The organism is Roseateles sp. P5_E11 (assembly GCF_054049355.1).
In genome coordinates this window covers 1-10,887 of record NZ_JBFUMO010000166.1, presented here as the reverse complement: position 1 = coordinate 10,887, position 10,887 = coordinate 1, and the positions used below count along the sequence as shown (strand labels likewise).

The 10,887-nt window shown below is 68.2% G+C and carries 9 protein-coding genes; 1 reads left to right on the top strand and 8 read right to left on the bottom strand.

Annotated features, from left to right (window positions below; translation table 11 throughout):
- Positions 1-604 (bottom strand): S41 family peptidase (locus tag ACXJKR_RS14225; RefSeq protein WP_457323386.1); only part of this gene is annotated, 604 nt, incomplete at its 3' end.
- Positions 605-798: 194 nt separating this feature from the next.
- Entirely contained in the window at positions 799-2,175 is a 1,377-nt protein-coding gene (locus tag ACXJKR_RS14220) for a metallophosphoesterase (protein WP_457323385.1), read from the bottom strand.
- Positions 2,176-2,270: 95 nt separating this feature from the next.
- Here ACXJKR_RS14220 and pelA point away from each other — a divergent pair, with 95 nt between their 5' ends.
- Entirely contained in the window at positions 2,271-3,569 is a 1,299-nt protein-coding gene (gene pelA, locus ACXJKR_RS14215; protein ID WP_457323384.1) for a pectate lyase, read from the top strand.
- On the opposite strand, the gene ACXJKR_RS14210 is transcribed toward pelA, so the two are convergent.
- The 6 genes from ACXJKR_RS14210 to ACXJKR_RS14185 form a co-directional block, all read right to left on the bottom strand.
- Complete coding sequence (locus ACXJKR_RS14210) at positions 3,553-4,917, bottom strand: MFS transporter (RefSeq protein WP_457323383.1); 1,365 nt, start codon at positions 4,915-4,917, stop codon at positions 3,553-3,555. The genes pelA and ACXJKR_RS14210 overlap by 17 nt on opposite strands.
- Positions 4,918-4,981: 64 nt before the next feature.
- A complete protein-coding gene (locus tag ACXJKR_RS14205) occupies positions 4,982-6,421 on the bottom strand; it encodes an aldehyde dehydrogenase family protein (RefSeq protein ID WP_457323382.1) in 1,440 nt (479 codons plus the stop codon).
- A 21-nt stretch (positions 6,422-6,442) separates the two neighbouring features.
- Positions 6,443-7,771 (bottom strand): glucarate dehydratase, encoded by a 1,329-nt coding sequence (gene gudD / locus ACXJKR_RS14200; RefSeq protein ID WP_457323381.1) that lies wholly within the window; start codon positions 7,769-7,771, stop codon positions 6,443-6,445.
- 183 nt (positions 7,772-7,954) lie between these two features.
- The gene (locus ACXJKR_RS14195) at positions 7,955-8,917 is read right to left on the bottom strand and encodes a Bug family tripartite tricarboxylate transporter substrate binding protein (protein ID WP_457323380.1); all 963 of its coding nucleotides are present in this window, start codon (positions 8,915-8,917) and stop codon (positions 7,955-7,957) included.
- Between the two features lie 31 nt (positions 8,918-8,948).
- The gene (kdgD, locus tag ACXJKR_RS14190) at positions 8,949-9,860 is read right to left on the bottom strand and encodes a 5-dehydro-4-deoxyglucarate dehydratase (RefSeq protein ID WP_056204504.1); all 912 of its coding nucleotides are present in this window, start codon (positions 9,858-9,860) and stop codon (positions 8,949-8,951) included.
- Positions 9,861-9,967: 107 nt separating this feature from the next.
- Positions 9,968-10,693 carry a FadR/GntR family transcriptional regulator gene (locus tag ACXJKR_RS14185; protein WP_457323379.1) on the bottom strand — a complete coding sequence of 242 codons (726 nt, stop codon included), beginning with the start codon at positions 10,691-10,693 and terminating at the stop codon, positions 9,968-9,970.
- Positions 10,694-10,887 lie beyond the last annotated feature (194 nt).

Here is a 10,887-nt window from a genome sequence, read left to right as displayed (position 1 = left end):
TCCAAGCATAGCCCGGCTCGATGACCTTGGCACGCACGCTCTGGACCTTGATCTCCTCGCGCACGATGGTCACGGGGAAGGTGCGGTTCTCGGCCTTGCGGTAGATGGTGAGGCTGACCTTGGTCGACGGGTCGCCGCGCATCTTCTTGACGGCCTGGTCGATGGTGAGGCCGCGCACGGCGGTGTCATCGATGCGGCTGATCAGGTCGCCGCTCTTGAGGCCGGCGCGGAAGGCGGGCGAGCCTTCGATGGGGGAGACGATCTTGACCAGGCCGTCTTCCATGCCGATCTCGATGCCGACGCCGACGAATTTGCCGGTCGTGCCTTCACGGAATTCCTTGAAGGTCTTCTTGTCGAAGAACTGGGAGTGGGGGTCCAGGCCGGACACCATGCCGGCGATGGCGTCGTTGATCAGCTTCTTCTCGTCAACGGATTCGACGTAGTCGCTCTTGACGAGGCCGAAGACGGCCGCGAGCTGCTGCATTTCGTCCAGCGGCAGGGGGGACAGGGTACTGCGCGCATTGGCCTGCAGCTGCATGGTGGTGAGTGCACCTGCGACGGCACCGAGGGCAACCCAACCGGCGACTTTCAATCTGGAGCTCATGTAGCCGAGTCCTCTATCAACGTGGTTCCCGCCAAAAACAGCTTGACAGGTGCGGCCAGTTTAGCCGGGGGGGCTTTCGATGCTGTATCGATTTACCTGCTGGAAACCCTTCAAATCGAGTGCGCAGTGATGGAATGCGCGGGCGTTACTTCTCGTGCGCCCTGACGAAAGGCACTCGTTACGAGGCGTGCCCATCAGCAACTCAGCTTCTGGCCGGCCAGRCGGCAGGTCGACAGCGGCTGGCCCAGGGCGTCCAGCGCCTGCAGCTGCCAGCCCTCGGGCGTGGCCGTCAGCAGAGACAGGCCGAAGTCCGTGTGGATGCGTACCGTCTCCAGTCGGGCGCCGGGCAGCAGTTCGTGCTTCAGGGCCGCGGCGTCGTTGACGTGGCCTGATGCGGCCGAACCGCCGTTGCCGACGACGAGGGTGACCGGATGATTGCTCGCGAAGCCCAGGGCCTGGTGCATGTGGATGTGGCCGTGAAGTGTGGCCTGCACGCCTGGCGGGAAGAGGCGGCCGGGTGCCGCGTCCTGCAGCAGGGGCGTCAGGCCCGATCGGGCGGCGCGGGGCGCGCCGATCGGGCTGGGGCTGAAGGCCAGGCTGGGATGGTGGCTGGCAAACAGGCTCTGGGCGCTGCCCTGGGCCAGCTCTGCGACGCGGTCGAGCTGCTGGCGCCAGCGGGCCCAGGCGGGGGAATCCCGGGGCGGCGTGCGGCTGCCGATCTCCGAGGAGTCGAAGACGATGAGCTGGCTGCGCGGCGACAGCGGCACGGGGAAGGGCGCGGTGAAGTCGCCCTCGTTGACGCCTGGGCCGGCGGGCTGGCAGGCACGCGCCGGACCGGTTTCGGCGTCCAGATAGCGCAGCCAGCCCTGGCCGGCACGTGCGCAGGCCTCGTGGTTGCCGCGCACGAAGACCCAGGGTGCGGCGGCCAGAAGGGCCTTGGCGGGCTGGAAGAAATCGGCCTGCCAGGTGTCGTCGCCATAGCCCCAGGGGCTGCCGGCGCAGACGGCCATGCCGGGCGGGCAGGGGCTTTCGCGGTAGTGGTAGTCGCCGACGTGGATGACGAGGTCGGGCTTGAGCCTCAGCGCCAGGGCCAGCACGCGTGGGAAGGGCCAGTCCGAGGCGTCGTTGCAGCCCTGGAAGTCGCGGTCCGAGGCCTTGAGGCGGCAGCCGGTGTCGCCGATGACGACGATGCGGCGGGCTTCGGCAGTGGGGGCATGCAGCATGATGTCGTCCACCTGCACGCTGGCCGCATCGGCGGGCCAGGGCGCCTCGCAGGCACGCAGCGTGAAGTGCGCCGGCTTGCGCTCGGGCTCCTTGTTGCCCGCGGGCGGCGGCTCGTCGCCGGGAGCGCTGCGTTCCTGCATGGCGGCGACGCTGCTGCCCCACCGCAGCGTGGGGCAGCTGGCTTCGCCCGTCAGCGCACGTACCGCCCAGGCTGGCCCGGCGACGGCCTGCACCCAGGCCTGCTGCAAGCCGACCGGCGGCGCCGCAGCGGGTGGCGGCGGGGGGCTGGCACAAGCGGCCAGCACGAGCAGGACGGCCAGCCATGGGAAACGCGCGCGATGAATCATGTCTCGATCAACTGTGTGAGCGGCGCGAGATTAGCGCCCTCGCGGCCCGCGCGAGCCGGTAGATTGCCGGCCACCCCCAAACTTCGGCGCCCGTCATGCCCCTTGCCTGCCGTTTCACCCTGCTTGCCTTGGCCCTCTGCTCGTCGGCCTGGTCAGCGCAGATCGGCGTCATCCCGCCGGCCCAGCCATTGACGGCCGAACGGGTCGCGGCGCTGCCGGCGACTGAACGCGGGCCCTGGGTGGCCTATCTGGCCCGCTCCGACGCCCAGCGCGCCGCCGACCGCGCCGCGCTGGCGGCCGAGCGCAAGGGGCTGACGGCCTGGCCCGCGCCGCCCGAGGGCGGTCATGCCGAGGCCAGCATGCCGCTGGACAAGCCCGCCGCCTGGTATGCCGGCGACGCGGCCCTGGCCGTGGCCCGCAACGTCCTGAGCTTCCAGACACCCGCCGGCGGCTGGGGCAAGAACCAGCCGCGCGACCGCGCGCCGCGCCTGCCCGGCCAGGCGTTTGTGGCCGACAACAACTCCAAGCGGGCAACGCCGGGCGACTTCGACCTGGCCCAGGACGCGCAGTGGAGCTATGTGGGCACCATCGACAACGACGCCACCATCACCGAGATCCGCTTCCTCGCCCGCGTGGCGGCCCAGCAGCCCGGCGCGCCCGGTGCCGTTTACCGCCAGGCGGCCGAGCGCGGCCTGCGCTACCTGCTGGCGGCGCAGTTTCCCAACGGCGGCTGGCCCCAGGTGTGGCCGCTGCAGGGCGGCTACCACGACGCCATCACGCTGAATGACGACGCCGTCGTCGAAGTGGCCGAGCTGATGGGGGCTGCCGCGCACGGTGAGCTCGATTTGGGTTTCCTGCCAGCCGCGTTGAAGGCCGACGCCGCGGCGGCACAGGCGCGCGCCGTGCAGTTGCTGCTGGCCACGCAGATCCGCGTCGACGGCAAGCCGACGCTGTGGGCCCAGCAGCACGACGCGCTGACGCTGGCGCCGGCCTCGGCGCGCAACTACGAGCCGCCGGCACTGAGCAGCGGCGAGAGCGCGCGGGCGCTGGGCTATCTGATGAGCCTGCCCGACCCGTCGCCGGCGGTCGTCGCCGCGGTGAAGGGCGGCATCGTCATGCTGCGTGCCCTGGCTGTGCGCGACCGCGCCTTCGTCAAGGTGGACGACGCGCGCCGGCTGGTGGTGCAGCCGGGCGCCGGCCCGCTGTGGTCGCGCTTTTACGATCCGGCCACGCTCAAGCCGGTGTTCGGCGACCGCGACAAGAGCCTGCACGACGACGTCAACGACCTCAGCCTGGAGCGGCGCAACGGCTATACCTGGTGGGGGACCTGGCCGTTGAAGACGCTCGCGGCCTACGAAGCCTGGGCCGCCAGGTGGGTCAGGAGTCCTTCCTGAGCTCGAAGCGCTTGATGTCGCCGACGACGAACAGGTAGCAGCACACGGCCACCAGCGCGTTCGCGGCGACGAACACCAGGGCCGCGTTGAACGAGCCCGTGCCCTTGATCAGGTAGCCGATGACGATGGGCGTCGTGATGCCGGCGGTGTTGCCKAAGGTGTTGAACAGCGCGCCGGACAGCCCCGATATTTCCTTGGGCGAGGTGTCCGAAACGACGGCCCAGCCCAGCGCGCCGAGGCCCTTGCCGAAGAAGGCCAGCGACATGATGGCGACGACGACCACGGCGCTGTCCACGTAGTTGCACAGGATCATGCTGGTGCTCAGCAGCATGCCGATGACGATGGGCGTCTTGCGGGCCAYGGTCAGTGTCTTGCCGCGGCGCAGCAGCCCGTCAGAGATCAGCCCGCCGAGCACGCCGCCGGCGAAGCCGCAGATGGCCGGCAGCGCCGCGACGAAGCCGGCGTTCAGGATGGACATGCCGCGTTCCTTGACCAGGTAGACGGGAAACCAGGTCAGGAAGAAATAGGTCAGCGTCGTGATGCAGTACTGGCCGACGTAGACGCCCATCAGCATGCGGTTGGAGAGCAACTGCTTGATGTAGCCGAGCTTGGGGGACTCCGGCGCGAAGCTGCGGCTCTGCGTGCCGGGCTGGTCCATGTTGACGAGGGCACCGCCGGCCGCGATGTGGTCCAGCTCGGCCTGGTTGACGCCGGGGTGGGTCTTGGGCGTATAGACGGTCTTGAGCCAGACGGCGCTGACCACGATGCCCAGCAGGCCCATGACGACGAAGACGGCCGGCCAGCCGTAGCTGTGCGTGATCCAGCCCATCAGCGGCGCGAACAGCACGGTGGCGAAGTACTGGGCCGAGTTGAAGATGGCCGAGGCCGTGCCTCGCTCGGCGGCCGGGAACCAGGACGCGACGATGCGGCCATTGGCGGGGAAGGACGGCGCCTCGGCCGCGCCGACAAGGAAGCGCAACGCGAACAGCACGACGACGGCGGTCGTCGCCGTCGCGGTCAGGAAGCTGATGCCGCCCTGCAGCAGCGTGAACACCGACCAGACGAAGATGCTGGCGGCGTAAACCTTCTTGGAGCCGTACCGGTCCAGCAGCCAGCCGCCGGGAAGCTGGGCGATGACGTAGGACCAACCGAAGGCCGAGAAGATGAAGCCCATCGTCACCGAGTCGATGCCCAGGTCCTTGGACAGCGCCGGGCCGGCGATGGACAGCGTCGCGCGGTCGGCGTAGTTGATCGTCGTGACGATGAAGAGCATGGCCAGGATGGCGAAGCGCTTCTTCGTTCGCGTGGCGCTGGCGGCGTGGGCCAGGGTGGCGGTGGCGGTATTCATCGGTTGTCTCCGGGCAATGCAGCGGCTCCGCCTCTTGCCGGGCGGTGGTGCCAAAGCGGTGGGATCAGGCTTGGGTGTAAGCCGTCTTCACGGTCGTGTAGAACTCAGCCGCGTGGCGGCCCTGCTCGCGCGGGCCGTAGCTGCTGCCCTTGCGGCCGCCAAAGGGCACGTGGTAGTCCACGCCTGCGGTGGGCAGGTTGACCATCACCATGCCGGCCTGCGAATGGCGCTTGAAGTGGGTGGCGTGCTTCAGCGACGTTGTCGCGATGCCGGCGGCCAGGCCGAACGGCGTGTCGTTGGACAGGGCCAGTGCGTGCTCGTAGTCGCGGGCGCGCAGCACGCTGACGACCGGGCCGAACACTTCCTCGCGGTTGATGCGCATGTCGGGCGTCGTTTCGGTGATCAGCGCCGGCGTCAGGTAGAAGCCCGGCGCGCCGTCGGCGTTCTTCTCGATGCGCTCGCCGCCTTGCGCCAGCTTGCCGCCCTCGCTCTTGGCGATGCCGAGGTAGTCAGTGTCCTGGCCAAGCTGGCTGGCGTCGACGACCGGGCCGATGTCGGTGCCGGCCTTGCGGGCGTCGTCCACCTTCAGCGTCTTCATCTTGTCGACCATGGCCGCAACGAAGCGGTCGTGGATGCCCTCGGTGACGATGAGGCGGCTCGACGCCGTGCAGCGCTGGCCGGTGGAGAAGAAGCCGCTGTTGACGGCGGCGTTGACGGCCACGCCCAGGTCGGCGTCGTCGAGCACGATCATCGGGTTCTTGCCACCCATCTCGAGCTGGAACTTGGCCATGCGCGCCACACAGGCGGCCGCGACCTTCTGACCTGTGCCCACCGAGCCGGTGAAGCTGATGGCTGCCACGCGCGGGTCGTTCAGCAGCTTCTCGCCGACCACCGAACCGCGGCCCATGACGAGGTTGAAGACGCCGGCGGGCAGGCCCGAGCGCGACAGGATTTCGGCCAGCGCCCAGGCCGAGCCCGGCACGAGGTCGGCAGGCTTGAAGACGACGCAGTTGCCCCAGGCCAGGGCCGGCGCGATCTTCCAGGCGGGAATGGCGATGGGGAAGTTCCACGGCGTGATGAGGCCGACGACACCGACGGCTTCGCGCGTCACTTCCACGCCGACGCCGGGGCGCACGGAGGGCAGGCTCTCGCCGCCCGGGCGCAATGCCTCGCCGGCGAAGAACTTGAAGATATAGCCGGCGCGGCCTACTTCGCCGATGGCCTCGGGCAGGGTCTTGCCCTCCTCGCGGGCCAGCAGGTCGCCCAGCTCGGCACGGCGGGCCAGGATCTCGGTGCCGACGGCGTCGAGGATGTCGAAGCGCTGCTGCGGTGTCGACAGGCTCCAGGCCGGGAAGGCCGCTGTGGCGGCCGTGATGGCCAGTTCGGCTTGCGCCGCGTCGGCTTGGGCGTATTCGCCGACCAGGTCGCGCGTGTCGGAGGGGTTGATGTTGCGCGAGACGGCGTGGCCGTCCAGCCATTCACCGGCGATGAGGTTCTTGTGCATGTCTACTGCCTTGTCGGTTGTTCAACGGTCCAGGGCCGGGCGCTTCGGGTTGAAGGTCCAGCCAGGGATCAGGTATTGCATGGCGATCGCGTCGTCGCGCGCGCCAAGCCCATGCTGCTTGTATAGCGCATGGGCCTTTTCGACCTCGACCATGTCCAGCTCGACGCCCAGGCCCGGCTTGGCCGGCACCTTCACGTGGCCGCCGACGATCTGCAGCGGCTCCTTGGTCAGCCGCTGGCCGTCCTGCCAGATCCAGTGCGTGTCGATGGCCGTGACCTTGCCTGGCGCGGCGGCGCCCACGTGGGTGAACATGGCCAGCGAGATGTCGAAGTGGTTGTTGGAGTGCGAGCCCCAGGTCAGGCCCCAGTCGCGGCAGGTCTGCGCCACGCGCACGCTGCCGGCCATGGTCCAGAAATGCGGGTCGGCCAGCGGGATGTCCACGCTCTGCAGCGACAGCGCGTGCGAGAGCTGGCGCCAGTCGGTGGCGACCATGTTGGTGGCCGTGGGCAGGCCGGTAGCACGGCGGAATTCGGCCATCACCTCTCGGCCCGAGAAGCCATCCTCGGCACCGCAGGGATCTTCCGCATACGCGAGAACACCCCTCATGTCGCGCATCAGGCGGATCGCGTCCTTCAGCAGCCAGCCGCCGTTGGGGTCCAGCGTCACACGCGCGTCGGGGAAGCGCTCGTGCAGGGCGCGGATGGCCTCGACCTCCTCGTCGCCGCGCAGCACGCCGCCCTTGAGCTTGAAGTCGTTGAAGCCGTAGCGCTCGCGGGCGGCCTCGGCGAGCTTGACGATGGCTTCGGGTGTCAGTGCGACCTCGTGGCGCAGTCGGCTCCAGGCGTTGTCGGCGCCGGGCTCGCTGTTGTACGGCAGGTCGGTTTTCGTGCGGTCACCGACGTAGAAGAGATAGCCCAGCATCTCGACCGCATCGCGCTGCTGGCCTTCGCCAAGCAGGGCCGCGACCGGTACGCCCAGGTGCTGGCCGAGCAGGTCCAGGAAGGCCGACTCGATCGCAGTGGCCGCATGGATGGTGGTGCGCAGGTCGAAGGTCTGCAGGCCACGGCCGCCGGCGTCGCGGTCGGCAAAGGACTGGCTGACCTTCTGCAGCACGCCCTGGTGGCCACCGATGGGCTGGCCGACCACCAGCTGGCGCGCGTCCTCCAGCGTCTGGCGGATCTTCTCGCCGCCGGGCACTTCGCCCACACCGGTGTGGCCGGCGCTGTCGGTCAGGATCAACAGGTTGCGGGTGAAGAAGGGCGCATGCGCGCCGCTGAGGTTGAGCAGCATGCCGTCGCGCCCGGCGACGGGCACAACGCGCAGCTCTTTGATGACGGGGGTCGAGGTCATGTCAGTACTTCAAAGATGTAGTGCCCCACCAAGTGGCACCCATGGAACTGGCTCTGCCAGGCCATCGGGTGCTGCCAAGGCCAGAGGCCTTGTCCTTCGCTAGGCACAAACAGTCCTCAGGACTGTTTGTGTCCGAGCTCAGCCCGCTTGAGGGGGAGGCGCGTCAGCGCCTCGGGGGTGGGCTCAATCTGCGGTGATCTTGCGTTCTTCGATCACTTTTTTCCAGCGTGCGAACTCGCTCGCCTGGAAGGCGGTGAACTGCTCGGGCGTGTTGGCGACGACCTCGAAACCCTGCTCCAGCAACTTCGGTTTGATGTCCGGCGAGTTCAAGGTCTTGACGATGCCGGCATGCAGCTTGGCCTTGATGTCGGCGGGCAGGCCCTTGGGCGCGGCCACGCCTTGCCAGGAGTAGACCTGCAGCCCCTTGATGCCCAGCTCGTCCATGGTGGGCACGTCGGGCTGCACCGGCGAGCGCTGGGCGCTCGTGATGCTCAGCGCGCGCAGCTTGCCGGCCTTGATCTGCGGCAGCGCGGTGTTGATGTTCATGAAGCTGGCATCCACCTGGTTGCCGAGCAGGTCGGTCATGACCGGGCCGCCGCCCTTGTAGGGGATGTGCAGGCCCGACGTGCCGGTCTGCAGCCAGAACAGCTCGGCGGTGATGTGGTCGCTGCTGCCGTTGCCGCTGGAGCCGAAGCTCATCTTGCCGGGGTTGGCTTTCTCATAGGCCAGCACGTCGGCCATGCTCTTGTGCGGCGACGCGGCGGGCACCACCAGCACGTTGGGCGCCTGCACGGCGACGGTGATGTAGTCCAGGTCCTTGGTTGGGTCGTACTGCAGGTTCTTCAGCAGGTGCGGGCCGATGACCAGCGGGCCCAGCGACGAGACGAGGACGGTGTAGCCGTCCGGCGCCGCGCGCTTGACCATGCCGGTGCCGATGGTGCCGCCCGCACCGCCGCGGTTGTCGATGACGAAGCTGCCGCCGAGGGTCTCCTGCAGCTTGTTGCCCAGCAGACGGGCGATGGCGTCGGTGGAGCCGCCGGGCGGGAAGGGCACCAGCAGCGTCACCGGCTTGGCGGGCCAGGCCTGAGCCAGCGCTGCGGTGGTGGCAKCGGCGCCGAGCAGCAAGGCGGTCAGCAGTTTCTTCATGGCTTGTCTCCAGTGGGTCTTGTGGAATGGCTTATTGCGGGCCGAGCTTGGAGATCAGCGCGCCGAGTGCGTCGACCTCGGCTGCAGCCAGGTCCGACAGTGGCGGCCGCACCGGCCCGGCCGTGTGGCCCACCAGCGTCGCGCCGGCCTTCACGATGGACACGGCATAGCCCTCGCCCTTGTTGCGCAGCGCGACGTAGGGGATGAAGAAGTCGCGCACGAGGCGGTTGCAGGTCTCGGTGTCGCCCGCGGCGTGGGCGTTGTAGAACTCCATCGCCGTCTTGGGGATGAAGTTGAAGACGGCGGACGAGTAGACCGGGCAGCCCATGGCCTTGTATGCGCCGGCAAACAGCTCGGCGGTGGGCAGGCCACCCAGATAGGCGAAGCGATCGCCCAGCGTCTGGCGGATGGAGACGAACTTCTCGATGTCGCCGAGACCGTCTTTGAAGCCGATCAGATTGGGGCAGCGGTCGGCCAGCACCAGTAGGCTCTGCGGCGTGAGCTTGCAGGCGCCACGGTTGTAGACGACGACGCCGAACTTGACGCTCTTGCAGACGGCCTCGACGTGATTGATGAGGCCTTCCTGGCTGGCTTCGGTCAGGTAGTGCGGCAGCAGCAGCACGCCCTGGGCGCCAAGGCGCTCAGCTTCCTGCGCGTACTGGACGGCCACTCGCGTGCCGCCACCGGCGCCGGCCAGGATGGGCGTGCGGCCGCGGCAGGTGTCCAGGGCCACCTTGATGATGTCGCTGTACTCGCCCGGCTCCAGCGAGAAGAACTCACCCGTGCCGCCCGCCGCGAACAGCGCCGAGGCGCCGTAAGGTTGCAGCCACTCCAGGCGCTCGGCGTAAGGCTTGGGCGCGAAGTTCAGCTGCGCGTCGAAGTCGGTCAGCGGGAAGGACAGCAGGCCGGCTTCGAGGACGGCTTTGAGTTCTTGGGGCGACATGGGAGGGTCTCCGTTCGGTGTTGGGATGACTGAAGTTGTAGGTCATCGTACAACTTGGATCAAATCCACAATCACTAGGGATAACCCTTGGAAACCATTTTTAATGGTCAGCCGGTTTCGGCCTGGGCCCTGCGGCGGCGTTCGCGGCTGTTGGAGAGGTGGGTGCGCATGGCCGCACGAGCCGATTCGGCATCCTGGCTGGTGATGGCGTCGAGGATGCTTTCGTGCTCCGCGTTGACGCGCCGCATATAGGCCAGCCGCTCCGCACTCATGTCCGCCACCGGCTCCAGCCGGGCACGCGGAATGATCTGGGCCCCCAGCGTTGCCATCAGGTCGGCGAAGTGGCTGTTCCGCGTCGCGCGGGCAATCTCCAAGTGGAACTGGAAGTCGGCGGCCACCGAGTCCTGGCCGGCTTCGACGGCGGCAATAACTGCGTCCAGCGCCTTGCGCAGGGCAATGAGGTTGTCGGCGGTGCGCCGCTGCGCTGCCAGGCCGGCCGCCTCCGTCTCGAGGCCGATGCGCAGTTCCAGCACGGCGATGACGTCCTGCAGCGTGCTGAACTGTTCCGGCGTGATCTTGAATGACGGCCCGTCGCCAGGCCCGAGCACAAACGTACCGATGCCGTGCCGCGTCTCGACCAGGCCAGCCGCCTGCAATTTGGAGATGGCCTCGCGCACGACGGTGCGGCTGACCTCGAACTCACCCATGATGGCCGCCTCGGTCGGCAGCTTGTCGCCGGCCTGCAACTGGCCGGCCCGGATGCGGTCTCCGAGCGAGTCAACCAGTTCGAGGGCCAGCGTGCGCGGCCGGCGGCGGGCGAGGGGGGCGTGCATTCGCGGGTTTTCCCGGAGTTTTGAAATGATTGCGCCGTCTAAAGTGACGGAAGTTGTACGACAACTAGACGACGTACAACAACTTCAACTGTAGCAACGCCTTGGCAAACCATGACTGCTGTTTCCCCCCGTCCGCCCCTGACGCTGCGCATGCGCATTGAGGACAACGTCGCCATCGTTGCCAACGACGGCGG

Bases quoted from the DNA above. Each gene is read 5' to 3' on its own strand.
- pelA (WP_457323384.1), top strand. From the start codon at position 2,271: ATGCCCCTTGCCTGCCGTTTCACCCTGCTTGCCTTGGCCCTCTGCTCG.
- ACXJKR_RS14205 (WP_457323382.1), bottom strand. From the start codon at position 6,421: ATGCACAAGAACCTCATCGCCGGTGAATGGCTGGACGGCCACGCCGTC.
- gudD (WP_457323381.1), bottom strand. From the start codon at position 7,771: ATGACCTCGACCCCCGTCATCAAAGAGCTGCGCGTTGTGCCCGTCGCC.
- kdgD (WP_056204504.1), bottom strand. From the start codon at position 9,860: ATGTCGCCCCAAGAACTCAAAGCCGTCCTCGAAGCCGGCCTGCTGTCC.
- ACXJKR_RS14185 (WP_457323379.1), bottom strand. From the start codon at position 10,693: ATGCACGCCCCCCTCGCCCGCCGCCGGCCGCGCACGCTGGCCCTCGAA.